Source organism: Lacticaseibacillus chiayiensis (assembly GCF_004123795.1).
Taxonomy (GTDB): domain Bacteria; phylum Bacillota; class Bacilli; order Lactobacillales; family Lactobacillaceae; genus Lacticaseibacillus; species Lacticaseibacillus chiayiensis.
Window position 1 is genome coordinate 17,825 of sequence record NZ_MSSM01000032.1, and the last position, 24,610, is coordinate 42,434.

Here is a 24,610-nt window from a genome sequence, read left to right on the forward strand (position 1 = left end):
AGTGGCGACATTAAAGCGTATTTGGTTCGATTTGAACCCACAAGCTGCTACAGCTTGGCACACGTTGCTAGCTGATGCCGGATTGACACCGGATCGCCAAGTCGATTATACGGTCGGCATCTTTGATGGTGACGATTTACTGGCGACAGGATCACTGTCAGGCAATATTATCAAAGAAGTGGCAGTTTCGCCGACAGTCCAGCATGAGAATCTATTGGCGCAAATTATTCAGGCCTTGCTTGATCGGCTAGATGATGAAGCCATCACGCATAGCTTTGTTTATACCAAGCCAAGCACGCTAAAGTTTTTTCAATCACTAGGATTTAAACAGTTGGCGTCCACTGATTCTGTGGTTTTATTAGAACGAGGCTATCCTAACTTTGACGATTATACGAAGCTGCTGGAAGAATCCCGCCAATCTGGAAAGCCTGTTGCGGCCATCGTGATGAATGCCAATCCGGTCACTCGCGGGCACGCTTATTTAATTGAACAAGCTGCCAAAAGTAATGCGGTTGTTTACGTCTTTGTCTTGTCAGCTGAACGATCAATGTTTACGGCAACAGAGCGTTTGGCCTTGGTTAAAAAAGTGGCAGCACGTTGGTCCAACGTCGTGGTTCTGCCAACTCAGGACTACATGGTTTCCAGTACCACGTTTCCAAGTTACTTTCTCAAGGATCGAGCGGACGCAGCGATTGCAACCGCTCAGGCAGGACTAGACGCGGCACTTTTTAAACAACGCATTGCCCCGATTCTTGGCATCAGTCGGCGATATGTTGGTGAAGAACCGCTTTCGCCAGTCACGGCGATTTACAATCAGCAGTTGGCAGCAACTTTTGCTGACGACATCGAATTAATCGTGGTGCCGCGTTTGATAATCGATGGTACGGTTGTGAGCGCAACCCGCGTCCGCACCGCTATTGCCCAGCATGACTGGGTCACTGTCGAACGTCTGGTTTATCCCGAAGTTTATACAGAAATAAAGGAGCGATCAACTCATGAAAATTAATCATCCCGCAACTGCAGGGACATTGGAGTCAAGCGATATTCAAATCACACTGACGCCTGCCGATAGCGGCACCACGATTCAACTGCAAAGTAGCGTTGAAAAGCAGTTTGGCGAACAAATCCGTGCCGTGATCGCGGCAACCTTGACAAAACTGGGTATCGAAGAAGTTGCGGTAGAAGCCAATGACAAAGGTGCTTTGGATTGCACCATCAAAGCACGAACCATTGCAGCAGCGTACCGTGCAGCAGACAACAAGACATTTGACTGGGAGGAGATCAACGCATGGATAAATTAAGAAGAACCATGATGTTTGTCCCAGGGGCTAACCCGGGAATGTTACGCGATGCCCCCATTTACGGTGCGGATGCCATCATGTTTGATCTTGAAGATGCCGTTTCATTAAAAGAAAAAGATACGGCCCGGATGTTGGTATACTCAGCTTTGAAAACTTTTGATTATAGCAGTGTTGAAACGGTTGTCCGGGTCAATGCACTTGATGCTGGTGGCGATCAAGATATCGAAGCCATGGTACTCGGCGGCATTAATGTGATCCGGTTGCCAAAGACAGAAACCGCGCAGGATATTCGCGATGTGGATGCTGTGATCACGGCAGTTGAAGAAAAATATGGTATTCAAGTCGGTACCACGCGCATGATGGCCGCAATTGAATCCGCGGAAGGCGTTCTGAACGCGCGTGAGATTGCGCAGGCATCGTCACGAATGATCGGCATTGCGCTTGGTGCCGAGGACTATCTAACCAGTCAGCACACGCATCGTTCTGCTGACGGGGCAGAGCTTTCTTTTGCCCGCAACTATATTTTGCATGCGGCCAGGGAAGCTGGTATCGCGGCGATTGACACGGTTTATACGCAAGTCGATAACGAGGAAGGCTTGCGCCATGAAACCGAATTAATCAAACAACTCGGATTTGACGGTAAATCAGTTATCAATCCGCGGCAAATTCCAGTGATTAACAGTGTTTTCGCTCCGGCTTTGGCTGAAGTTCAGAAGGCACGCGAGATTGTCGCTGGTTTGAAGGAAGCCGAAGCTAAAGGTGCCGGCGTTGTCTCTGTCAATGGTCAGATGGTTGATAAACCGGTTGTAGAACGGGCTCAATATACGATTGCGCTCGCTAAGGCATCAGGAATGGAGGTAGACTGATGGTCAAGAATAAGCTTAATCGTGAGATCCCGACGCCGTATGCCGATCAGTATGGCGTTTATGGTGGCGAGTTTGCCAACATTCGGCTTTACAATGAACATGCCAGGCATATCAAGCCGGTGAAGCCCGATCATAGTAAATTAGTTGCTTCGATTCACGATGCCATTGTGGCCACTGGTTTAAAAGACGGCATGACCATTTCATTCCATCACCATTTTCGCGAAGGCGATTATGTGATGAACATGGTCATGGCAGAAATTGCCAAAATGGGGATCAAGAATCTTTCGATTGCCCCGAGTTCGATTGCCAATGTGCACGAACCGCTTATTGAACACATCAAAAATGGCGTTGTCACCAACATCACCAGTTCTGGCCTGCGTGACAAAGTTGGTGCTGCTATTTCCAATGGTATCATGGAAAATCCAGTTGTGATTCGTTCCCATGGCGGTCGGGCGCGGGCAATTGCACGCGGCGATATTCATATTGACGTGGCTTTCCTTGGCGCACCAAGCAGTGATGAATATGGCAACGTTAATGGGACGAAAGGCAAAGCAACTTGCGGATCCTTAGGCTATGCCATGATTGATGCCAAGTATGCTGATCAAGTCGTTGCGATTACCGATAGTTTGGTACCTTACCCAAATACACCGATTAGTATTCCCCAAACCGATGTTGACTATGTGGTTCAGGTGGATGCCATCGGTGATCCAACTGGAATTGCCAAAGGGGCGACCCGCTTTACCAAGAATCCTAAAGAATTAAAAATTGCGGAATATGCCGCAGAAGTGATTACCAAGTCTGCTTACTTTAAAAATGGTTTCTCTTTCCAGACCGGCACAGGCGGCTCTTCATTGGCCGTCGCCCGCTTCTTGCGTGAAGCGATGCTGAAACAAGACATCAAGGCAAGTTTTGCACTGGGTGGCATTACCAATTCCATGGTCGAACTCTTAAAAGAAGGACTTGTTGAAAAGGTCATTGACGTCCAAGATTTTGATCATCCTTCAGCAGTCTCGCTTGGGGAAAACGCCGATCATTACGAAATCGATGCTAACATGTATGCTTCACCATTGAGCAAAGGTGCCGTGATCAACCAGCTTGACATCGCGATTTTATCAGCACTGGAAATTGATACCGATTTTAACGTCAACGTCATCACAGGATCTGACGGCATTATTCGGGGAGCATCAGGCGGTCACAGTGACACAAGTGCTGCCTGCAAAATGAGTATGGTTATTGCGCCACTGGTTCGCGGTCGGATTCCAACGATTGTCGAAAATGTCAACACGGTGGTGACACCAGGCGCCAGCGTTGATGTTGTCGTCACTGAAGTCGGTGTGGCCATCAACCCAGCGCGACCGGACTTAATCGAGATGTTCAAACATTTGAAAGTGCCACAATTTTCAATTGAAACGCTTAAAGAAATGGCGTACACGATCACGGGAACGCCGGAGCCGATTCAATATGGTGACAAGGTCGTTGCGTTGATCGAATATCGTGATGGTACCTTGATTGATGTGGTCCACAATGTTTAAGTTCTCGGTTTTGGACGGCCCACAGGTTGATCTCGAGCAAATGCTTGCAGCTAAAGATGCCAGAATCGTCAAGGAACGGGAATGGCTAACCGTTCATTCCCAAACCGTTTTGCTGCATGTGACTTTGCGGATTCCGGGACCGGTTAAGACTGGTCGGCGAGTGGTCACAGTCTTTTCGGCGGCGATTCAAGCGCTGGAGGATCAACTGGATGAAGCAGTACTGGAAAGCCAAATCGACACCTTGGCAACCGGACCTGAAGCTTATTTGGCGGTTCGGCTGTCACCGATCACCTTGAAGCGACTCATGGTTGGCTTTGAGAAGCAACAGTGTTTTTGTGATCTGCTAGATCTTGACGTGATGACGTTAAAAGACGGACAGCTGCATCAGATTTCGCGCGCTGATCTTGACTTGCCGCCGCGCGCCTGCTTGGTTTGTGGCGAGGATGCCAAGTCCTGTGCCCGATCACGTCGCCACGGGCTGCCTGAAGTTCAAGAAGTGGTCGAAGCAATCATAAAGGAGGGGTGGACCACACATGGCTAAACAAAAAGTCCAATTTATGGAAACCGTGTTGCGTGATGGCCAGCAGAGTCTGATCGCCACACGGATGCCGTTAAGTGACATTCTGCCAATTTTGGGTAAAATGGATGCTGCCGGTTATCATTCGTTAGAAATGTGGGGTGGGGCCACTTTTGATGCCTGCCTCCGTTACTTGAACGAAGATCCATGGGAACGTCTGCGAAAGATTCGTAAAGCTGTGAAACACACTAAGCTGCAGATGTTACTGCGCGGCCAAAATTTACTTGGCTATAAAAATTACGCCGATGATGTCGTCATCGATTTTGTCACAAAGTCGGTTGAAAACGGCATTGATATTATTCGGATCTTTGATGCCTTAAATGACACGCGTAACTTAAAGACTGCACTTGAAGCAACCAAAAACGCCGGTGGTCACGCGCAGCTAGCGATTAGTTATACAACCAGCGAGTTTCACACGGTTGATTATTTCATTAAATTAGCCAAAGAAATGGCAGACATGGGTGCCGATTCGATTGCGATCAAAGATATGGCGGGCATTCTGACGCCACAAAAAGCTTTTGATCTCGTGACCGGCATTAAACAGGAGATTACGGTGCCGCTTGAAGTGCATACGCATGCAACCGCGGGCATGGCCGAAATGACTTATCTTGAATCCGTGCGCGCAGGAGCCGACATCATTGATACCGCCGTTTCCCCATTTGCCGGTGGTACCAGTCAGCCAGCGACCGAATCGATGCTGGTAGCGATGCAGGACTTGGGTTATCCAACCGATGTCAAGCTCGATATTGTCAGTGACATTGCCAGTTACTTTGCACCGATTCGGGATCGATTCCGTGAGTCAGGCCAGCTCAATCCGCGCGTCAAGGACGTTGAGCCGAAGTCGTTGATTTACCAAGTGCCAGGTGGGATGCTATCCAACCTGCTTGCCCAGTTGAAAGATCAAGGTCAGGAAGCTTTATACGGGGACGTTTTAAAAGAAGTGCCTCGTGTCCGCGGCGATTTAGGGTACCCGCCGCTAGTGACGCCATTATCACAAATGGTTGGCACCCAGAGCCTAATGAATGTTATGACTGGTGAGCGTTATAAGTTAATTCCAAAAGAAATCAAGGATTATGTTCGCGGTCTCTATGGTCGCCCACCCGTACCGATCTCTCCGGAAATGACTAAAAAAATTATCGGTGATGCATCGATCGTGACCACGCGTCCAGCTGATTTAATTGAGTCGCAGATGCCGGCATTCCGCAAAGCGATTGCCAAGTATGCTCATTCGGAAGAAGACGTATTAAGTTACGCCTTGTTTCCGGATCAGGCCAAAGACTTTTTAGGCCGGCGCGAAGATCCATTTTACGATGTTCCGGTTCAGAAGATCGATTTGACATTTGATCCTACCCATAATTGAGTTTCATGAGCTGTGTCATTTAGCGGATGAAACGATTTTCGTTAGAAGAAATATGGGTCAAGCCGTTAACCGACTAGTTAACGGCTTTTTTTGGTATAATGGCCCACAGGACAAGGGGGGAACGAACGATGAATGAAGTGGTGCCTGCCGTTAAGAAAAATTTGGATCTATCACAGAACCGGCCGATTAAAGAAGCGGTTTACGAAGCGTTGAGAAAAACCATCCTGCTAGGTGAAATACCCAGCGGTGAACGGATTAACGAGAAGAATCTATCCGAAAATCTCAACATTAGCCGCACACCTATTCGCTATGCGCTTGAGCGTCTGGATGAAGAGGACCTGGTCGAACGCAAAACCGGTATTGGGGTTGTTGTGAAGGGTATTTCAATTAATGATGCTTATGAGATTTTTGACATTCGCAAGGAGTTGGATGTTTTAGCCATTCGTGAAGCCATGCGCCTGATGACGCCTGATCAATTTAAGCAGATGCGGGCGCTTTTGGAGGAGACGGATCGTCTAAACGATGCTGGACGGGTGTCTGAAGTCATGGCGAAGTTTACGGAATTTAACAACTTTATTTATGATGCGAGTCATAGGCTGCGGCTGAAAATGATTGTTAATCAGCTACAGAATTATTTGATTTATTTTCGCGATATTAGTATTAATGGTGATGATCGTCGTAATTTGGCGATTCAGGAACATTGGTTGCTTTATCGTGGTATGTTAAACCGGGATGATGATCAGATCAAGCTCATTACTCGGGAACATCTCGAGCATTCATTGCAATATATTCTAAAAGTCATGAAGGCCAAACACATTGAATGAACAACGTATCGCTCAAGCCGCAGTGAATAGTTTACATGCTGAAGTGCTGCTTGCTCCCAAGCCGGGGTTGGTTGATCCCGAGTCTAACGGAGCTCATCGGGATATGGATGTCACAACATTTGAAGCCAGCATTGACGCGTTGGCACCTTATTTCACACAATACCTGCATGCTGGTCTGGCAGCCAAAACAGTGCCGCAACTTTATCAGACATTGCGGGCAATTGGCATTGACGCGGAAAATGCCATGTTGACGGCAACACACGGCGTCAATACACATCGTGGCGCCAATTTTTCCTTTGGCTTTTTATTGGGGGCACTTGGTTGGTTGTTGCAGCAGAACACTTTGCAGGAGGTGGTGGCCGCTGAATTTGCGCCGCTTTTTCCGGCAGTGGCGCAGGTCGCACAAGGCGTTGCCGGTGATTTTCGTCATTTGGGTGACAAAGCGCAGCTGAGCCATGGCGAAGCTTTATATGTGAAACATGGCGTCACAGGAGTGCGTGGTGAGGCTTTAGCAGGTTACCCAACCATTCGTGAGATCATGTTGCCATATCTGCAAAAAACGACAACACAAGGCGATTTGCGTTACTTGCGCTTGATGGTGCATTTGATGGCTCAAGTTGAAGATGCTAATCTTTTGCATCGCGGCGGTCTGGCTGGGTTGCGATTTGTCCAGAATGCGGCAAAGGCGTTGCTGTATGTTTCCGATATGCGGTTGCCCAATGCCTTACGTACCTTGAATGCCGAAATGATCACCCTGAATCTGAGCCCGGGTGGTACGGCTGATTATCTGAGTCTGGCATACTTTTTTGATGCTTTGTCGCTCTTGGGCACTCGGACGGCTTGACCAAGGAAACATGCTATTGAACGAGAAGTTGACGAACGGCATCTGCCCTATTAGCAGGTGCTTTTTTGATTCAAACCGGAAAAGGAATCAGATCAATATGCCGGATCATGTCGATACTGATGTTTTGACCGTCAACATTGACCACATCACTGTCGCTTAGTCCGGCTACTTTACCTGTAATTGGCGGCAACATCTGGCCATTTGGCGTTTGCAAATCAAGCTGAAGGGTGACGGATTGGCCTTCAGCATAGGCGCGCAGTAAAATCATGCGAACATAAGGCTGCTCTTGTAAAGAAAGCGGCGGGTAGGTCACACTTTCGGCTTTAGCCTGCTTTTTTAGCGCTGCGGTATGGTCGGAAAGGTAATAGCCCTGCCACTTGCGCATGCCGCGGTCGATATACCGATTGGCAAAAAAATCATCAACCAATGCCGCAAACTTTTGCTTGCCGATTTTGTCTTCATACGTCATTCAGACCACCTCAAAGCAATTTTACGAACGTGTGTTTGCTTTTGCAAGTTAATTGAATGCCTTTTGTTAAGTTACAAAAAGATGACATCTCAAAGCCTTGAAAATATTAAGATTTGTTTGTTTTGACATCTTTTTGTAATATTAGGGATGGCCTGCATGCTAGACTGAACATGTTGAAAGAAGCAACATACTGACCAGACTTGAGCGGGAGTGATTGACATGAAGAAATGGATGATGATAGCAGCAGCCTTGTTGACATTTGGCGGACTTTCCGGCGCCGCGTTTTATCAGCATCAAGTCAGTGCTAAAAGTGAGGTAAGAACGGCAGATGCCGAGACGATTTCAACAAAAGCAGCGCCGCGTCAATCGCTAACGAGCCAGGCTAGTATCGAAGCAAGTACACCAACAAGTGAAAGTGAAACCGGTGTGACGGCCCCAGCCCAAACGGATGTCGTCGCCACGGATGCCAGCACGCCAACTGATGCTGCCAATACGTCTAGTGCCGCAACTTCTTCGACAACCAGTCAGCCCACGGTTAAAGCGCCGTTTTATATTGGCACATGGCATAACGAACATGTAACACTCACGATTACCGGTGACCAGATGACCATTACCCAAGCTGGTGTGAAGACAACTTCAGGTTACACGGCAACGCCAAAAGGGAACGGTGTTATTTTAACGCCGACTGATGTTGCTGCAGACGCCATTTATTTGGTGCCAGTAACTAACGGGATCCAGTGGATTGCGCCGGGAGCAACAGCGCCACTGATACTCCGTCCTTAAAGTTAAGTAAGAAAACATAAAAAATCGTCTCTAATGTCAATGAGTAACATTGGAGACGATTTTAATATTTAACCGAAAAGTGAACGCTTAATCGGTTGCTTTATTGAGCGTTTTATCTTCAACGCTAGTAAAGAGATGATGATCAAAGAAGCCCTTAGTTTCAGGTAACGCAAAGCTGGTGTAGTCGCGGGCATGACCGGTCCCAGGTACCACATGCAATGTGATGTCCCGGCCAAACATAGCCGCTTGTTGCACGAAATGTAAGGCACTTGGCAGCGGCATTAGCTCGTCTGCAGAGTTAAAGAGTAATGTCGGTCCAAGTTGGTCAGTCAGGTGATTCGTCGGATTGACCGCCGTTAACAAACGCGGATCTAAACCACCAAGATAAGTTTGGATAAAGTATTTGTAAAATGAATCGTGAATTTCATGAATCTCGGTAAGACCAAATTCACTTTTGGCATCAACCGAGGCTTTCACCATTTGATTTTTTTGTACCCAATTGGCAAAATCAACAACCGGTGACCACGCGACTACGGGATAGCCGGAAGATAGGCTGTTTTGCAAAACCATGGTACCACCTGAACTGGCACCTAAGATGCCCAGACGTTTACGATCAAAGTCATAGGGGGAAGCAAGCAGCCAGTCGACAAAATGATCGAAATCGTTTTGCGCTGTCGGATATAAAAACTTCGGTGCTAGGCGAAAATTGGGAATCGCCACGAGATAACCGGCGTCGGCGAGATATTCGCCTAAATCATCTTCATTTTTCTTATCCCCACGAAACCAACCGCCACCGTGAGCGTACACGATTGCCGCACCATTGGCGTCCTCCGGTACATAAAGATCGGCGGGTAAATCGTGGGCCTCATCGTAAATCACATCTTTTTCTACTTGCATATTTGCCTGTTCCTCCTTATTCTTGTACCTTAGTTATACTCTAACCATAGTCCCAAAAGCCGTTTGAATGCAAACTTTCCAAAAAATTCGTTCGGCTTTAAGACACAGGAATGCTGTTAATGACGAAGGGAAGACCCATGCGATATACATTTGATGTGAAAGCAAGCGCGACCACCACTGTTAAACGTTTACTGGCCAAGCAAGGGGTCAGTCATCGCTTATTCAAAAAGATGGTGAGTGATCGACTTCTTTGGGTGGACGGGCAGGCGGTCGGTAATACAGCAGTCAACGCTGGGCAAGTCGTGCGTTTTGCGATCCCAACGACTAAAATGGTTACGCCGGAGAAGGTGCGTCTTCATGTATTATATGAAGACGCAAATTGGCTAATCGTAGCCAAGCCGGCCAACGTAACCAGTGTTCCTGGCCCACATGCACCGGATCATAGCTTGTTAAATCGGATTGTGTGGTACTTGCAGCAACAGAGCATCACAGAACCACAACCAGCCATCATAACGCGGTTGGATCGTGATACGATTGGCCTTGTTCTGGCGGCCAAACATCCTTACGCTCAAGGCCGTTTCGATCAGGCCCAACACGCTACTCTGGAAAAACATTATGTTGCTGTTGTGAGTGGGCAGCTCGCAAAATCAGAAGGCTCGATTGACGCTCGGATCGGTTTGGGTTCGGATGGGATTCACCGAATCATTACCAATGACGGTCAGTCTGCCCTAACCAGGTATAAGGTGTTGAAAAGGGCGACCAACACCCTTGTTGATGTGCAATTGCTAACGGGCCGAACCCACCAGATTCGGGTCCATTTTGCCAGCCTCGGCCATCCGTTAGTCGGCGATCGGCTTTATGGTCAACCAAGTGCTTTGATTGACCATCAGGCGTTACAGGCCACACGCTTAAGCTTTATTGACCCATTTTCCAAAAAGCAAATTCATGCGGTGCTGCCGATCCCGCCTTTGTTTGAGACATTATTAAGCGAAAAATGATGCCTAACAAATTGCCACCCGATCGGCATGGGGGTCAGCGTTCAAAAAAAGTACCTTCTTGCCGGTAATCTCGGTAAGAAGGTACTTTTTTGATGTTTGGCGGTTTATAGCCTACTTAACTTCAGTAAAGACCACACGTTTGCGCAGCTTTGGTGAATACTTCTTGAGTTGCAGACGATCAGGCGTGTTCCGCTTGTTCTTGGAAGTCAAATAGATACGTTCGCCGGTTTCATTGTTACCTAAGATGATATTATTCCGCATCTTTCAGCACCTCGCTTTTTTCATGATTTAACCTGTCAAGCATACAGGATTGACAGGGCAAAATCAAGGCTGAACCGTAAAGGCGGCAAACGGCGTCACGCCATGGGCTTTGGCAATTTCAGCCACGCCATCGGGATCAGCTGTCGTTAACCCGGGTAAATCAATGGCGTCACTTTGACCAGTGTCGGCTTGCACAACTTGGAAAAGCGGCTCAGCCGGGTAAACCAGCAGTTGGGTGGCCGTTTTGACATCCTGTGTGTCTTGGTGCAGTAATGGCACATTTTGCAATGAACTCAGCAATGCTTGGTTAGCTTCGAGGAAGTTGGTGAGCGTGTTCCAACTGTCAAGAATCGCAATTGGCGGTTCCAGCGGCGTTAAATAAGCGGCAAACCGGCGCAAATCATCTTCCCATTTGCGCACGGAACTTTCAGCGAACGTGGTCTGATCTAATTGTTGAACCAAAAGTTGCGGAACCGACTCGGTCTTGACCGAATCCGGCATGGCCGTGATACGCGCAGTCAGATCGCTAATGCAGCGGTAAGCCTGTTTAACATCCGCCAAAAACTTTAAAATATCCGAACCGCCCGCATCTTCATAAGCGGTTTGAAATTCATTGCCAAGCATTCGGTTATTTGACGACATGGAAAACCCCTCCTTTTGCGCCGGCGAACGTGTTATGGCGATTCCACAAACAAAACCGCGACAGTTTTGCAAAATATCCAACAATAAGCGGCCTTACGAGTACGTTCTTGGCGTTACCATGTTCCAATAATGCGGTAGTCGGTGCAACCAGCCTAGGCAATCGCCAAAATTATGACGTCTTGAGACCGGTGCCTGTGCGCTACCTTCATCATAAGCCAAAGAAGCGGTAACAGCACGCTTTTCTACTGATTTTGCTTGTGTCGAATAATAGTCCAGCGCCAAATACCCAGAATCATGATGAGCAATCCGGTGGCGATACCAGCAATTATCCAAGGCAGTACTGAACTATTTTGCGACGCAGCAGGGGTCTGCGGCCGGGAAACGATGGTATTGCCCGGCAAATGGCCATTGTACCGAAAGTTAACCTGCTTGTTCCAAGTATACGAACCGGATTTTGCCGTCCACTTTAAAGTATAAAAGCCAGCCTGCAATTGCTTACCATTTAACGGAATACTTTGCGTGAAGCGGGAATGTGGCGCAACAGCCAAGCCGGCAAAATGTCCGGTCAGCACTGCGTTGTTCCCGCCTGTTGGGAATAACGCATAATCGGTGGCAATTTTGCCAAACTGATTGCTTGAAGGATTATGGATGTTGGCGTTCACCACCGGATAATGGTTGGCAGTCCCGATACTGGCTTTCGTGAGCTCCAACCTTGGCGGATTAGGGGTCTTCAGATCCTGCCGTAAAATCAGCGGGATACCAATTGCAAACTGATCCGTGAACCGGACACCGCCATTTGATGACATCGTTGCCGTGCCGCCTTTTTGCAAAACATAAAAGCCGCCAGAGATAATGCCGATAAAATGCGCAGATGGTGCCTGCAAATGATAGGTGACCACTTGATTGCTTTTCGCAGCAATGGTGGCTGATTCGGGTCCCTTAATCAACGTATTCAGCCGGATAGCATTTTGATCCAGCGGTGGCCGGCTTTGATCGAAGGCAATCATGCCGCTATTGGTGGTGTAAGCAGGATTGGCAGCGAGCGTATACGTTTGTGTTTCATCAGTTTGATTGGCGATCCGCAGTTGTAAGTCTTCTTGCTGACCGGGTTGAACCTCCAAGTCAAAATAACCGGTGATTGCCTGACGCTGATTAGCCGGTAAGATCGGCGTCACAGTGAACGTGGGCGAAACATCGGCGTTGATCACTCGAAGTGGCCAGATAAAAGCCATAAATAAGAAAAGTAACAAACTGTTACGTACAATCTTTTTCATGTGTCCTCACCCTTTGTCTGTGATATGTAGGTGGCAATAGGTGCCACCAAGTGCGATCACATTTATCGCTGACTGTCAGACATGGGTGAGGTTTGCTAGTAAATCGGACGTCGCCTTGTCTGATTGTTATATCGATTATTTCGGATAACAATTTTATTTTACCGATAAGAGGTGTTTAGCCCTCATAAAATGCTTGTTCATGGTTGCGTGAGGACATGGGTTGTAGCAGCCGAGACTTGTCTTCGCGTCACGAATACTCGATAATATGAAAAGATAAATAGTTACCGCCGAAGAAAATGCGGGCTTCAATCCAATTGAAAAGGACGTTCATCTCACTGAATGGAAAAATTTTTCCACTAAATGAGACGAGCATCGGAGGAGAGGGAATGTTACAAGGACCACGGGTGACAGTTCGCCCTTTTGTGCTGACAGATACAGATGATTATTTTGCTTACGCTAGACTCAAACAGGTGACCATGGCTGCGGGGATGGCACCGCTGCTAACGCGGGAGGCGGCGGCCAAACATGTCCAACGCTTTGCCCGCGAGCAACAGGATTTGGCATTGGTTTACCAAGGACAGGTGATTGGCAACATTGGCGTCTATCCTCGAGTCTTATCGCTTGAAACGGGGGATGACATGACGCGTGAGATCGGGTATATTCTTAATCCGGATTTTTGGCATCAGGGGTTCATGCGCGAAGGGTTACAACTTGTTATTGCTGACCAATTTAATCATGCCATCAAGGCTATTTGGGCAGGCGTTTTCCCTGACAATCAGGCATCTATTCATTTATTAAAAAGATTAGGCTTTGTTTTTCAGTTCGAGGTGCCATTGCCACGAGGGTTAACCGAGCACCAGCCGCGCGATGAACAGTACTTTCGACTGTTGCCGAAACAGTTTGAAAAATGAGGACTTTCTTTAACCAATTTTTGAAAGCCGAGTGAATTCAGCTCGGTTTTTTTCTTTTGTGTAGGCATCGGATTGAAAAATGCTATAATGAAAACGAGTAATAGTCTGGAGGTTTCAAAATGACTGTGCAAACAGAGTACCAGCAGGCCTATAAAAAGCGGCTTGCAGCAATCGAAGCCGATCCCCAGCTCACCGTGCTGTCCAGCATGAATCGGCCGCAGGATCCGACGCAAAAGAAAGTGAGCCAATATATTGTGTTCACTGACTTTAAATCCGATGAACAAAAACAAAAAACGAACTCGATCTATGTCTACACGCCATTTGAAAATGTTGATAAGTACGGGCATTCAAAAGCGGATTATCAAGCACAGCTCCTGTTTGAAACCAATCGCTGGGATAATGTGATGCATATCACCGTTTTGGAGACACTTGGTTCTGAAAGTCGGCTGGCTTTTTACGATTTTGAAAATCTGGGCCTAGCACAATTGGCGTTAAAAGCGTTTCTAAATCTGGCAATGAAAGCCGATATTGGGTTGGTCGACGGTACCATCAGTTCCTTTGACAAGGTCAATTTAGCCAAGTTGCGCCATATTTTCACGAAATTCAGCTTCAATATGAAAATGACGGATCCGAAGACCGGTATCGGCAAAATTAGCCGTACCATGTAATCGTAAGGAATCTGATATTTTGGAAATTTATTAGTAGAACGCATCGTCTATCAGGGCGGTGCGTTTTTGTATGAGCGGATGCCGTTCTGGTTCGAAAGTAACCTGCAAGAAAAAGTCAGCTCAACGCTTTATGAGCAATTTTTAATCAAAGCTTATGGACTTCGTTTAAAATCAAGATGATATCAAAAAAACATCAGCTAGGCGAATTTCAACTGGCTCGACCAATTTTAGGATTGATACAGATTTATGGAAAATATGCTACAGAATATTTTTGTTTCATCAGTGTTTTTCAAGAAAATTAGGCTTGAAAAGGAACACAAAAAGCGTATTATGAAACACATCAATAATGAGGAAGTGGCGAAATGGCAGAAGAGAAGCGCTATGGCGCAGATTTAATTGTCGAAAGTCTGGCAAATCATGGGATTGATTATGTTTTCGGTATCCCTGGCGCTAAAATCGACCGGGTTTTTGAAACATTGGAACATCCTAAATCACAAAAGAGTCCGCAATTAATCGTGGCGCGGCATGAACAGAACGCTGCCTTTATGGCTGCCGGGATTGGGCGTTTGACTGGCAAACCCGGCGTTGTATTGACAACCTCTGGACCTGGTGCATCAAACTTGGCAACCGGCTTGGTGACGGCAACCGCTGAAGGCGACCCGGTTTTGGCTTTGTCTGGTCAAGTCAAGCGGGCAGATCTGTTGCGTAGTTCCCATCAAAGCATGCGCAATGCCGATCTTTTTGCACCGATTACCAAGTATGCCGCTGAAGTGCAGGATCCCGACAATGTCAGCGAAATCATTGCAAATGCCTATCAAGCCGCAGAATCTGGCAAGCAGGGTGCAAGTTTCGTGTCGATTCCTCAAGACGTCACCGATTCACCGGTGAATTCGGAACCGATTAAGCCGTTGGTGGCACCGAAGTTAGGGCCGGCGAGTCCCAGTGATATGACTTACCTGGCACATGCTATTAAAGAGGCGTCGCTGCCAGTCTTGTTGTTGGGGATGCGTGCGTCTTCCAGCGATGTGACGGCAGAAATTCGCGAATTGCTGTCAGTCACCGAGTTGCCAGTGGTTGAAACTTTCCAAGGTGCAGGCATCATCTCTCACCGACAAATTGACAATTTCTTTGGGCGGGTGGGTCTGTTCCGCAATCAGCCAGGCGACATGTTGCTGCAGCACAGTGACCTAGTCATTGCGATAGGCTATGATCCGGTTGAATACGAACCACGTAACTGGAATGCGGATGGTAAGTCACGCATCATCGTGATTGACGATGTGCCAGCGGAAATCGATCACAACTTCCAACCGGAAACCGAGCTGATCGGTGATATTTCCCAGACACTCGATATTTTGGTGCCTTTATTGCGTGGGTACCAAGTGGCTCCTGAAAGCAAGAAATACCTCACGGAACTGCAGGGAAAACTGCAGGAAAGTGACGTTCCGCCAGCGCTGGCTGATCAAAAAGTACTACATCCACTCAGTATCGTGGCGGCTTTACAAAAACGCGTGACAGATGACATGACAGTTGCTGTGGACGTTGGCAGTCACTATATCTGGATGGCCCGCCATTTTCGGAGTTACGAGCCGCGGCATTTGCTGTTTTCCAACGGGATGCAGACGCTAGGAGTTGCCTTACCTTGGGCGATTGCGGCTACTTTGGTACGCCCGGGCAAAAAGGCAGTTTCAGTGTCAGGTGACGGTGGTTTTCTTTTCTCTGGCCAAGAGCTAGAAACAGCAGTCCGTTTGAAGGCTGATTTGGTTCACATTATTTGGAACGATGGTCACTATGATATGGTAAAATTCCAGGAAGAGATGAAATATGGTCAGGCTGCAGGTGTCGACTTTGGCCCAGTAGATTTTGTGAAGTATGCGGAGGCTTTTGGTGCCAAAGGTCTGCGGGTTAATAAGCCGAGCGAACTTGGCAAAGTGTTAGATGAAGCGTTCGCGACTAAAGGGCCAGTGCTGGTTGACATTCCGGTCGATTATTCCGACAATGCGGAACTTGGCGCCGCCATGCTTCCTGACCAGATTTATTAATCGTTGGTAGCAGGTTGGCTCAAAGCAGCAGCGCGCTTGAAGCCTGCGCAAAGGGAGGGTCTTCTTTTTGGAAACGAATCGATTGTATCAACATGGGACACTGGCAATGTTAGTGCCTGGTTTATTTGCCGGAACACAGACGATAGAAGCGTTGCTGCAACACGGTGACACTGGTATTGGGACGTTGACCGGACTTGATGGCGAGTTGATTATTCAAGCTGGCAAAGTTTATCAGGTTAGCGCACAAGGAACCGTTCGTGAAGTTGCAGCGGATGAGAAGGTGCCGTTTGCTAATGTTCATTATCAAGACGATGTTTCGGCCGGAAAGCTTCAGGGGTTGGATCTAAATGGGTTTCAGAAAGCGGCCCTTGATCGGTTAAAAACCAGCAATCTTTTTGCGGCAGTTCGGGTCGAAGGCACCTTTACGCAAATGCACACGCGCGCTGTGTTGCCGCAGCAACCACCTTATCCAACTTTGACGGAAACGGCTTCGGGTCAGAAAGAATTCCACGCTGAAAACATCAAAGGCACCCTCATTGGTTACTTTTCGCCTGATCTTTATGCTGGAGCAGTGTCGCCTGGGTTCCATCTGCATTTTCTGTCCGCCGATCATCACATGGGTGGGCACATTCTCGGGTTTGAACTCGACAGTGGCGAATTATTTTTACAAAAATTTAGTGACTTTCAGTTACACCTGCCAACTGATGATGAACCGTTCCTAAAGCAGCACTTTGACACGGCTAGTCTAATCGATGACATCCGCAAAGCTGAAAATTGAGTTAAAACCGGGTGAGAGCCGGTTGTTGTTCATAACCAGACATGATAACGTTAACCATAATTAAGATTAGAGGTCGCACCGATCATCAGTCGCAACGACAATGGCCTGAACGCCAGACGCGTGGTTGTCAAAGGGAAAGGTGCCGAAATACCGACTTAGTTCAGTAAGGCGGTGTTGGGCCAGTAGATAACATCTGCTGGACTGTCGCGACTATCGCGGGGCGCTAACAAATCGGATCACGTTTATTCATGACGAGAAGCAGAATAGGCCGATGGGTTAGTTAATCACTAATCCATCGGCTTTTTTGAGCGTGAGCCGGCACGTTTAGGAGTTGGCGTGTAAGCGACCATCACAACCCAGCATTTAACAACTAACCCATTCAGCAAAGGAGTACATTTGTGGCACAGTCAGAAACGAATCAGGTAAAACGAGAACTCAAAACCAGGCATCTTTCAATGATTGCCCTTGGCGGCAGCATTGGCACCGGACTTTTTGTCGCTAGCGGTAGCGCGATCGCAACTGCCGGCCCGGGCGGAGCTATCGCAGCATATATTGGTATCGGGGTAATGGTATTCTTTCTGATGACCAGTTTAGGTGAAATGGCCACTTATGTACCGGTATCTGGTTCCTTTTCAGAGTATGCTAGCCGGTTTGTTGATCCAGCGTTTGGTTTCGCCTTAGGTTGGAACTATTGGTTCAATTGGGCAATCACTGTCGCCGTTGATGTTTCGACAACAGCCATTGTCATGCACTTTTGGCTGCCGGATGTACCGGGCTGGCTGTTTTCACTGGGCTTCTTGACGCTCATTTTTACGATTAATCTTATTTCTGTTAAGTCGTTCGGTGAAACCGAATATTGGCTGTCATTAATCAAAGTGATCACTGTGTTGGTCTTTTTGGTCGTCGGGGTGTTGACCATTCTGGGGATTATGGGCGGGCATAGACCCATCGGCTTTAAAAATTATACAATCGGGGCGGCGCCTTTTGTTGGTGGTTTACCGGCAACGTTGGCGGTTTTCGTGGTCGCCGGCTTTTCTTTTCAAGGCACCGAACTAATCGGGATTACAGCCGGCGAAAGTGCCACGCCGGAAACTAGCATTCCCAAGGCGATTAAGCAAGTGTTTTGGCGGATCTTACTGTTTTACATTCTCTCTATTGCCGTCATTGCCGCCATCATTCCTTATACCAGTCCGAATTTATTAGGCGCCAGTGTCGATCAGGTAGCGATTTCGCCATTTACGCTGGTATTTGATCGAATTGGCCTCGCCGGAGCAGCTAGTGTGATGAATGCCGTGATTCTGACATCAGTTTTATCGTCTGCCAATTCCGGCATGTATGCTTCAACTCGAATGTTATGGGCCATGGGCGGATCAGGATTTGCGCCGCGCGTTTTTCAAAAAACGAATACACGAGGCATTCCGATTGCAGCATTATTATTAACAACGATGGTCGGCGCTTTGACATTTTTAACCAGCATTATGGGGCCACATGTTTATCAACTGCTGGTTGCGGCATCCGGTCTGACCGGATTTCTGGCGTGGCTTGGAATTGCGGTGTCGCATTTTCGCTTCCGCCGTGCGTTTGTCAAGCAAGGACATGATATTCATGAGTTAAAATATCATGCAAAATGGTTCCCAGTTGGCCCGATTTTGGCGATTATTATGAGTTTGATTGTGATTGTGGGTCAGGATCTGCAGGCAGTGCAACATTTTGCTTGGGGGCGCCTGCTGATTTCCTACATGTCAATCCCGCTATTTATTGTTTTATTTGTCTGGTACAAGGTCAAGTATAAGACCAAACTGATTCCGCTTGAAAGCGTTGATCTTTCACCGCACCGCGAGCATCGAACGAACCAGTAGTTGCGAATAAGGATGAATCCGATCAGCTTTTTGAATACGGCGTTTTTCGTTAAAATTATGAGTACGTGCGAAATTAAATCGGCTCTAAAACGCAGTAATTTGCGCTCTAGAGCCGAGTTTTGATAGTTAACTGGCAAAAAGGTAGGAGACTAAGCAGGTGGATCGGCGTGGTTGTCTGATAACGAGGCATCGGTTTTCTTTAAGTACAAACGGCGAATCAACAAATACAGTTGGAAGATGGCGTCATCGCTGTCTTCAGCTGTCCAACTAATAATGTGCCCATGAAAATCGGCAGGAGCAGCGGCTTTCATGGCCTGCTCATTATCGACGCTTGTAATGACAAGGTCGGCTGTTTTAAAAACGGATTGTTCCGGCAACAAGTGGACCATTGGTAAATCGGATAAAAAGTTGATGAGGTGGCGGTTCAGCAGATTATGATCAAGATAGGCCAATCTGACGCGAACGGTAGGCATCTCGGCAAAATAGCGCAGATAAGGGGTCAACAAATAGTAAAGTGTCCGTAAAAATAGATGCTGCTGACCAAGAAAATGCCGATAAGCAGGTGTATCAGGCAGGGTGGCAATAAATTCTTCAAGCCGTTGATAAAGATTAGTCTTGGTATAATTCAATGCACGGGGATTGAAAAAGTCGACTAAATGCATAAAGTCGCCGCCCAGCATTTCATTGTTCAATGCGATTCGGGTTAGATTGAGGATTAAGCCTTGTTCGTGCTGAAGATCAAAGACTGTGTGGTGACGAATATGATCACCTAAAAAGGCCAAAAGTCGTTTAACAAAATCGGCAGCAATCGTCTTTTGGTTAAGAACGTAATGAATGAAGTTTTTATCGGCCAGCGTGTCAGGCAAGAAGGTAATCGTTCGATGTTGCTGAAAATAAAAGAAGTCATTTTCGGCTTTCATAAATTGCTTATTGTATGCCGGAAACATTTCTCGCGTATAAACGGTATGTTGGAAAGGAGGATAATCGTTGAAAATCCGGTCAAACGGTTCGTTACAGGTAATGAAATGGTTGCCGCTTATCCGCACCCGACAGATTGCCCAAAAGAGGATCTCTTCAAGGATATCGACCGGATTGGTTTTAGCATTAGGCAAGGCCATGTATTCCTTGACAATCTGTTGCTCGTCCAAAACTTTAAATGGCCAGTCAACACCATGATAGCCAAGCCAGTAAAAGTCAAACAGAAACAACCTGATTCGGCTTTCTTTACCAATGAAGCATAGGTCGCTAAAGGACAACTTTATCTGGAACCGTTCGAGCAATGAACGCAAGGCAGCGGTTTTACGCACCAATGTCGAGCGACTGATGAAATGTGCGCGGCAAAATTGCTCGGTAGAAGGATGATTTGCCTGAACAATGTAGTCGACAAATTGAAACGCAATCGCATGCTTTAGCAAATAAAGATGATAATCATCAACTGTCACGTCAATTTCCATTAGAAGGTTGATTTGTTTACGTTTAAGTTTTTCCGGGTGGGCAGTTAATTCAGTTAAATCGCGAAAGAGTTCCTGCAGGATGTTGTAACCTTGCTGATAGGAAAGGTCTAGGTGCCGACTGAGGGTATTAATGGTATAAGTTTGGACATTACTATCCTTGATAGCTGAAAACATTTGGTATTTTTGGAAATCAGCGCGGTCAAGAAAAGTCTGTTCGTAAAGCATCGTGATCCCCCAATCTGAAGACAATTTGGTTCGCTTCAATGTCAATTATAACAAAAAATGACAAGTATGACGTTTTATTAGTGAACTATTGAACTTTAAACGTGCGTAAAACTATCTTTTAGGATGATAAACTGCTATAAAAATGGTATAGACAAGCCTTACGCCGAGCTTGAAAACTGACGCGTTATGTTCGATGAAGTATAATCATGAAAAATGGGGAAATTATCTGAAGTAGGGAGATTTTATGAAAGACAATCATGATATTTTTTTGTCAATGTCTGACGCTGAGAAACTGGGATTGTTCCGCACGATTATCGAAGTACGAGAAGCGCAGACACCAGTTACGGCGAAATTAGCAGCTTATCGTAACCATCGGAACTTGGTAAGTGAGGTTAATCTCAAACAGATAGCAGCGCTTACGAACCGCAATTATGGCAGCGTCTATAATACTTATAATGGCTTGATCAGTTCACTACAGGCTATGCTCGGCCGGCACCATAGTTCAGTGAAAACATTATTTGCGGTGCCAGTTGACGAATTTCGCTATCATCTTGTTACTCAATCACATCCATACAAATTTTTAGATGCTGTCTTATATCAACGGTACGAGAACCTTGATGATTTTTTGAAAGCCAGTGATAGCTCTAAAGCCACGGTTTTGCGCCATTTAAAGGCGATTCGAGGTTATGCGCGGCAAAGCGGGGTGCAGTTCTCGTATGAAACACTATCATTTACTGGCCCGGAATTAAACATCCGGCTGTTTATGACAATTGATTATTGGTTGGCAACCAATGGCGTGGCGTGGCCTTTTGAAAATTTGTCACACCAGCAAGCAGGTCAGATTCTAGATGGCTTACTGGTCGTCTTTGATGGCGGTAAGGTCAACACCATCACGCGTGAGTTATTAATGTACTATGTGGCGATTTCCCATCAGCGCATTTTAAACGGCCACATTTTGTTGCATGCCGCGCAATCAGAGGTGTTGCATTACCCGGTTCCCAATCTGTTCAGCGACGCAGCCTCGCGATTGCTGGATAAATCAAAACGACTTCAGCATTTGACCACTCAGCAGCAACAGAGCGAAAGTGACGCGCTTTATTTTCTGTTTAATTTTGTACCGCTATATATTATTACGGATGAGCAAGTTGAAAAGCGGATGATTGAGCGCTACAACAACTACAATCCCGAAATTTATCAGTTGATCAGCGGATTTTTCGAGCGTTTTCCATACAGCTTCAAGCGTGATATTCACTTGCCTGATGATAATTACCGTTTGCTATTCGTCAATATGCTGAGTGTGACGGTGAGTGTGCTGGCGTTTAATAAGGATTTTACGACCAGTTTGTTAGCCGAGTTCAGTTCAAACATTCAGCAAACCAAGGATGATCCTGCTTTTTATCAACAGGTTAAGGTTACACTTAACGAGGTGATTGGACGCAAGAAGCTGTCATCGTTTCAAAGTTGCCAGGAAGTTTTGACAGAGGCATTCTATCGCAGTTTGCATCAAATTGTGGTTCAATTTCAACCGCGCAAAAAGGTATTGGTTGCTCCGTTTATCGAACAAACAATGACCGGCTATATTGATTTACTGGCGTTTTTGCATGCTATTCCGTTTGTTGAGTTAGCGTCGTCTGATGTTAATCTCAAGGATGTTGATCTGGTCATCACGACTTCGGTAGGGCTCATTAAAGACAATGTTGGTAAAACGCAGATTTTCCCGTGGCACATTAATGTCACCAATGACCACTACGGCCAGCTTTATAGTTTGTTACGTGAACTTTGGGATGAAAAGATGCTCAAAGAAGCGCGTTTTATTTACTAGAAGCCAACAGTAATCTGCGCAAATAGTTAGATCGCGGGTATATTTGGCATAAAAATGCAAAAGTATTCTTGTATTCCTCGTCAAGATGCGGTATTTTGTCAATGTATAGTAAACACGTCTGAAGCGCCTAAGTGGATGTTTTAGAGAGTCAGCGGTTGGTGCAAGTTGACAACCATCCTTATTCCAGCGCATGAGTGGGTAGTGACGAGCTGCACGGAAGCCGACCGTTATCGGTTAAGAGGGTGGCGTTATATGCCAAACTTGGGTGGTACCGCGGAAAGAAGCCTTTCGTCCCATTGGAGATGAAGGGCTTTTTTTGTTGAACGTGAACCAGCCCGGGTAAAAACGGAGTCTAAGCCACCTTGATCGTGATGGCGGTCTTTGCCGTTGCGACGTAGCTCCTTACGCGCAGGCTCTGCGCCGGCAGACGCGGTAAGGCAAACTTTGACGTGTCGGATTCACCAAAACAATGAGGGAGGGAAAGTATGTTAGATTTGAAACTGATTCGCCAAAAGCCTGAATGGGCGAAGAAGAAACTAGCGGCGCGTGCAATTAAGGGCGAAGAAATTGACGAGCTGCTGTCTTTGGATGAGAAGCGGAGAAAAGTGACGGTGCAAACCGAGGAACTAAAAGCACAGCGAAATGAAGTTTCCGGTAAAATCGCCATCATGAAGCGCAATAAAGAAAACACAGATGACCAAATTGCGGCGATGCGCGAAGTCGGCCAGAAAATCAGTGCTCTAGACAAAGAATTAGCTGCACTTAATGATAAGGTGACTTATATTCTCGTGCGTTTGCCGAATTTTCCGGCAGATGATGTACCAATGTCGCTGAACGAAGATGACTCACGAGAAGAGTACAAGTGGGGCAACATTCCAAGTTTTGAATTTGAACCAAAGCATCACTGGGACATTGGTGAGAACCTGGGCATTTTAGATTTCGAACGGGCTGCCAAGGTTTCAGGTAGTCGGTTTGTTTACTATAAAGGGGCAGGTGCCCGTCTGGAGCGTGCCGTTTACAATTTCTTTTTAGATGAACATCAAAAAGAAGGCTATGAAGAAATTATTCCGCCTTATTTGGTTAACAACGATTCCATGTTTGGCACTGGCCAGTTTCCTAAGTTTACCGATGCCACTTACACCATCACCAATGATGGCGAGCCATTAACCATGATTCCAACGGCTGAAGTTCCACTAGTCAACTATTATCGTGGCGACATTATCGATGCGGATAAACTGCCAATCAATTTTACTGCCTTAACTCCGGCGTTTCGGTCTGAAGCCGGTAGCGCCGGCCGTGACACCCGCGGCTTGATCCGCATGCACCAATTTAACAAGGTCGAGATGGTGAAGTTTTGTAAACCAGAAGATTCCTGGAAAGAATTAACCAATTTGATTCATGATGCTGAGGATCTTTTGCGTAAACTGGGGTTGCCTTATCATGTCATCACATTAGCTAGCAACGACGCCAGCTTTACCAGCGCCAAGACAAATGATCTGGAAGTTTGGTTCCCGGCTCAGGATCGCTATCGGGAAATCTCAAGCTGCAGCAACTGCACCGACTTTCAAGCGCGGCGTGCCCAGATTCGGTATCGAGACGACGAAGGTAAATTACAGTTTGTCCACACACTCAATGGCTCAGGACTTGCAGTTGGAAGAACGGTAGCTGCCATTCTTGAAAACTACCAGCAAGCAGACGGAACAGTTAAGATCCCTGATGTGTTGGTTCCATACATGCACGGACAAACAGTGATTAAGCAAGAAGATTAATTGAAGAATTGCATGTTTATGCAGCGAATTGTTAATAATTCGCTGCATTTTTGATTGAACGTTCGGTCTTAAATTTCTTAGTAAAACCTCATTTAAAAAGTGTTGACGGCGTTCAACAAAGTTGCTATTATATTCTTCGTTGCCGAATTAATAGCACATCAAGACATTCAACAAATGCATGTTTATTCAAAAAATTGTTGACATGATTTGCATGTCATGATAATCTATCAAAGTTGTCTTTTGACAAGTCGTCCTTTGAAAACTGAACAAAGTTTCGTTTAAATGTGCAGGGTCCTTGATACTCCGGTATCGAGGCAAAAAGTAACATTTGCGAAGTCAATTCGCTAGAACAAAAAATCGAGCTATTCGAACAGCTCATATTTATATGAGAGTTTGATCCTGGCTCAGGATGAACGCTGGCGGCGTGCCTAATACATGCAAGTCGAACGAGTTTTGG

23 protein-coding genes, 1 rRNA gene and 1 riboswitch are annotated in these 24,610 nt (G+C 46.6%); of the genes, 18 read left to right on the forward strand and 6 right to left on the reverse strand.

The window, feature by feature from the left end; all coding sequences use genetic code 11:
- The first annotated feature begins 1 nt into the window (after position 1).
- The 8 genes from citC (at position 2) to citG (ending at position 7,304) form a co-directional block, all read left to right on the forward strand.
- Positions 2–1,006, forward strand: a complete 1,005-nt coding sequence (citC, locus tag BVJ53_RS11825) for a [citrate (pro-3S)-lyase] ligase (RefSeq protein WP_129302574.1) — start codon at positions 2–4, stop codon at positions 1,004–1,006.
- Entirely contained in the window at positions 996–1,301 is a 306-nt protein-coding gene (citD, locus tag BVJ53_RS11830; RefSeq protein ID WP_129302575.1) for a citrate lyase acyl carrier protein, read from the forward strand. Before citC ends, citD begins: the two co-directional genes overlap by 11 nt.
- Entirely contained in the window at positions 1,289–2,167 is an 879-nt protein-coding gene (locus tag BVJ53_RS11835; RefSeq protein WP_129302576.1) for an aldolase/citrate lyase family protein, read from the forward strand. The genes citD and BVJ53_RS11835 overlap by 13 nt, the downstream gene beginning before the upstream one ends.
- Complete coding sequence (gene citF / locus BVJ53_RS11840; protein WP_129302577.1) at positions 2,167–3,699, forward strand: citrate lyase subunit alpha; 1,533 nt, start codon at positions 2,167–2,169, stop codon at positions 3,697–3,699. Before BVJ53_RS11835 ends, citF begins: the two co-directional genes overlap by 1 nt.
- Complete coding sequence (gene citX, locus BVJ53_RS11845) at positions 3,692–4,240, forward strand: citrate lyase holo-[acyl-carrier protein] synthase (RefSeq protein WP_129302578.1); 549 nt, start codon at positions 3,692–3,694, stop codon at positions 4,238–4,240. The genes citF and citX overlap by 8 nt, the downstream gene beginning before the upstream one ends.
- Entirely contained in the window at positions 4,233–5,636 is a 1,404-nt protein-coding gene (locus BVJ53_RS11850) for an oxaloacetate decarboxylase subunit alpha (protein WP_129302579.1), read from the forward strand. Before citX ends, BVJ53_RS11850 begins: the two co-directional genes overlap by 8 nt.
- Positions 5,637–5,764: 128 nt before the next feature.
- Positions 5,765–6,460, forward strand: a complete 696-nt coding sequence (locus BVJ53_RS11855; protein WP_129302580.1) for a GntR family transcriptional regulator — start codon at positions 5,765–5,767, stop codon at positions 6,458–6,460.
- Positions 6,453–7,304, forward strand: coding sequence for a triphosphoribosyl-dephospho-CoA synthase CitG (gene citG / locus BVJ53_RS11860; protein WP_129302581.1), 852 nt, complete (start codon positions 6,453–6,455; stop codon positions 7,302–7,304). The genes BVJ53_RS11855 and citG overlap by 8 nt, the downstream gene beginning before the upstream one ends.
- A gap of 70 nt (positions 7,305–7,374) precedes the next feature.
- Here citG and BVJ53_RS11865 read toward each other — a convergent pair whose 3' ends face one another.
- Positions 7,375–7,773: a phage infection protein gene (locus tag BVJ53_RS11865; protein ID WP_129302582.1), complete on the reverse strand. Its 399-nt coding sequence runs from the start codon at positions 7,771–7,773 to the stop codon at positions 7,375–7,377.
- Positions 7,774–7,992: 219 nt separating this feature from the next.
- Between BVJ53_RS11865 and BVJ53_RS11870 the strand changes: the two genes are divergently transcribed.
- Positions 7,993–8,556 (forward strand): hypothetical protein, encoded by a 564-nt coding sequence (locus tag BVJ53_RS11870; RefSeq protein WP_129302583.1) that lies wholly within the window; start codon positions 7,993–7,995, stop codon positions 8,554–8,556.
- Between the two features lie 87 nt (positions 8,557–8,643).
- Here BVJ53_RS11870 and BVJ53_RS11875 read toward each other — a convergent pair whose 3' ends face one another.
- Complete coding sequence (locus BVJ53_RS11875; RefSeq protein WP_129302584.1) at positions 8,644–9,453, reverse strand: alpha/beta hydrolase family protein; 810 nt, start codon at positions 9,451–9,453, stop codon at positions 8,644–8,646.
- A gap of 137 nt (positions 9,454–9,590) precedes the next feature.
- Here BVJ53_RS11875 and BVJ53_RS11880 point away from each other — a divergent pair, with 137 nt between their 5' ends.
- Entirely contained in the window at positions 9,591–10,451 is an 861-nt protein-coding gene (locus BVJ53_RS11880) for an RluA family pseudouridine synthase (RefSeq protein WP_129302585.1), read from the forward strand.
- 111 nt (positions 10,452–10,562) lie between these two features.
- On the opposite strand, the gene rpmG is transcribed toward BVJ53_RS11880, so the two are convergent.
- The 3 genes from rpmG to BVJ53_RS11895 all read right to left on the reverse strand — a co-directional run bounded on the left by rpmG (position 10,563) and on the right by BVJ53_RS11895 (position 12,628).
- The gene (gene rpmG, locus BVJ53_RS11885; RefSeq protein WP_003566154.1) at positions 10,563–10,712 is read right to left on the reverse strand and encodes a 50S ribosomal protein L33; all 150 of its coding nucleotides are present in this window, start codon (positions 10,710–10,712) and stop codon (positions 10,563–10,565) included.
- A 63-nt stretch (positions 10,713–10,775) separates the two neighbouring features.
- The gene (locus BVJ53_RS11890) at positions 10,776–11,354 is read right to left on the reverse strand and encodes a hypothetical protein (protein ID WP_129302586.1); all 579 of its coding nucleotides are present in this window, start codon (positions 11,352–11,354) and stop codon (positions 10,776–10,778) included.
- Between the two features lie 242 nt (positions 11,355–11,596).
- Positions 11,597–12,628, reverse strand: coding sequence for a DUF916 domain-containing protein (locus tag BVJ53_RS11895; RefSeq protein WP_129302587.1), 1,032 nt, complete (start codon positions 12,626–12,628; stop codon positions 11,597–11,599).
- A gap of 386 nt (positions 12,629–13,014) precedes the next feature.
- Between BVJ53_RS11895 and BVJ53_RS11900 the strand changes: the two genes are divergently transcribed.
- From BVJ53_RS11900 to BVJ53_RS11920, 5 genes are all read left to right on the forward strand, one after another.
- On the forward strand, positions 13,015–13,539 hold the full coding sequence (locus BVJ53_RS11900) for a GNAT family N-acetyltransferase (RefSeq protein WP_129302588.1): 525 nt from the start codon (positions 13,015–13,017) through the stop codon (positions 13,537–13,539).
- Between the two features lie 119 nt (positions 13,540–13,658).
- Positions 13,659–14,207, forward strand: coding sequence for a hypothetical protein (locus tag BVJ53_RS11905; RefSeq protein WP_129302589.1), 549 nt, complete (start codon positions 13,659–13,661; stop codon positions 14,205–14,207).
- A 362-nt stretch (positions 14,208–14,569) separates the two neighbouring features.
- Positions 14,570–16,246, forward strand: a complete 1,677-nt coding sequence (alsS, locus tag BVJ53_RS11910; RefSeq protein WP_129302590.1) for an acetolactate synthase AlsS — start codon at positions 14,570–14,572, stop codon at positions 16,244–16,246.
- Positions 16,247–16,313: 67 nt separating this feature from the next.
- On the forward strand, positions 16,314–17,024 hold the full coding sequence (gene budA, locus BVJ53_RS11915; protein WP_129302591.1) for an acetolactate decarboxylase: 711 nt from the start codon (positions 16,314–16,316) through the stop codon (positions 17,022–17,024).
- A gap of 59 nt (positions 17,025–17,083) precedes the next feature.
- A riboswitch (Lysine riboswitch) is annotated at positions 17,084–17,258 on the forward strand.
- Between the two features lie 164 nt (positions 17,259–17,422).
- On the forward strand, positions 17,423–18,883 hold the full coding sequence (locus BVJ53_RS11920; protein WP_129302592.1) for an amino acid permease: 1,461 nt from the start codon (positions 17,423–17,425) through the stop codon (positions 18,881–18,883).
- A gap of 149 nt (positions 18,884–19,032) precedes the next feature.
- Here the strand turns inward: BVJ53_RS11920 and BVJ53_RS11925 are convergent, their stop codons facing one another.
- Positions 19,033–20,562: a helix-turn-helix domain-containing protein gene (locus tag BVJ53_RS11925; RefSeq protein ID WP_129302593.1), complete on the reverse strand. Its 1,530-nt coding sequence runs from the start codon at positions 20,560–20,562 to the stop codon at positions 19,033–19,035.
- A gap of 244 nt (positions 20,563–20,806) precedes the next feature.
- Here BVJ53_RS11925 and BVJ53_RS11930 point away from each other — a divergent pair, with 244 nt between their 5' ends.
- The 3 genes from BVJ53_RS11930 to BVJ53_RS11940 all read left to right on the forward strand — a co-directional run.
- Positions 20,807–22,384, forward strand: a complete 1,578-nt coding sequence (locus BVJ53_RS11930) for a helix-turn-helix domain-containing protein (RefSeq protein ID WP_129302594.1) — start codon at positions 20,807–20,809, stop codon at positions 22,382–22,384.
- A gap of 485 nt (positions 22,385–22,869) precedes the next feature.
- Positions 22,870–24,153: a serine--tRNA ligase gene (serS, locus tag BVJ53_RS11935; protein WP_129302595.1), complete on the forward strand. Its 1,284-nt coding sequence runs from the start codon at positions 22,870–22,872 to the stop codon at positions 24,151–24,153.
- Between the two features lie 381 nt (positions 24,154–24,534).
- Positions 24,535–24,610, forward strand: a 16S ribosomal RNA gene (locus BVJ53_RS11940); the annotation flags it as partial.

Excerpts from the sequence above, each read along its gene's own strand:
- BVJ53_RS11835 (WP_129302576.1), top strand. The coding sequence starts at position 1,289 with ATGGATAAATTAAGAAGAACCATGATGTTTGTCCCAGGGGCTAACCCG.
- BVJ53_RS11870 (WP_129302583.1), top strand. The coding sequence starts at position 7,993 with ATGAAGAAATGGATGATGATAGCAGCAGCCTTGTTGACATTTGGCGGA.
- BVJ53_RS11850 (WP_129302579.1), top strand. The coding sequence starts at position 4,233 with ATGGCTAAACAAAAAGTCCAATTTATGGAAACCGTGTTGCGTGATGGC.
- serS (WP_129302595.1), top strand. The coding sequence starts at position 22,870 with ATGTTAGATTTGAAACTGATTCGCCAAAAGCCTGAATGGGCGAAGAAG.
- alsS (WP_129302590.1), top strand. The coding sequence starts at position 14,570 with ATGGCAGAAGAGAAGCGCTATGGCGCAGATTTAATTGTCGAAAGTCTG.
- BVJ53_RS11880 (WP_129302585.1), top strand. The coding sequence starts at position 9,591 with ATGCGATATACATTTGATGTGAAAGCAAGCGCGACCACCACTGTTAAA.
- citX (WP_129302578.1), top strand. The coding sequence starts at position 3,692 with ATGTTTAAGTTCTCGGTTTTGGACGGCCCACAGGTTGATCTCGAGCAA.
- BVJ53_RS11890 (WP_129302586.1), bottom strand. The coding sequence starts at position 11,354 with ATGTCGTCAAATAACCGAATGCTTGGCAATGAATTTCAAACCGCTTAT.
- BVJ53_RS11875 (WP_129302584.1), bottom strand. The coding sequence starts at position 9,453 with ATGCAAGTAGAAAAAGATGTGATTTACGATGAGGCCCACGATTTACCC.
- BVJ53_RS11895 (WP_129302587.1), bottom strand. The coding sequence starts at position 12,628 with ATGAAAAAGATTGTACGTAACAGTTTGTTACTTTTCTTATTTATGGCT.
- BVJ53_RS11930 (WP_129302594.1), top strand. The coding sequence starts at position 20,807 with ATGAAAGACAATCATGATATTTTTTTGTCAATGTCTGACGCTGAGAAA.
- citF (WP_129302577.1), top strand. The coding sequence starts at position 2,167 with ATGGTCAAGAATAAGCTTAATCGTGAGATCCCGACGCCGTATGCCGAT.
- BVJ53_RS11855 (WP_129302580.1), top strand. The coding sequence starts at position 5,765 with ATGAATGAAGTGGTGCCTGCCGTTAAGAAAAATTTGGATCTATCACAG.
- BVJ53_RS11865 (WP_129302582.1), bottom strand. The coding sequence starts at position 7,773 with ATGACGTATGAAGACAAAATCGGCAAGCAAAAGTTTGCGGCATTGGTT.
- BVJ53_RS11925 (WP_129302593.1), bottom strand. The coding sequence starts at position 20,562 with ATGCTTTACGAACAGACTTTTCTTGACCGCGCTGATTTCCAAAAATAC.
- BVJ53_RS11900 (WP_129302588.1), top strand. The coding sequence starts at position 13,015 with ATGTTACAAGGACCACGGGTGACAGTTCGCCCTTTTGTGCTGACAGAT.
- BVJ53_RS11905 (WP_129302589.1), top strand. The coding sequence starts at position 13,659 with ATGACTGTGCAAACAGAGTACCAGCAGGCCTATAAAAAGCGGCTTGCA.
- citD (WP_129302575.1), top strand. The coding sequence starts at position 996 with ATGAAAATTAATCATCCCGCAACTGCAGGGACATTGGAGTCAAGCGAT.
- rpmG (WP_003566154.1), bottom strand. The coding sequence starts at position 10,712 with ATGCGGAATAATATCATCTTAGGTAACAATGAAACCGGCGAACGTATC.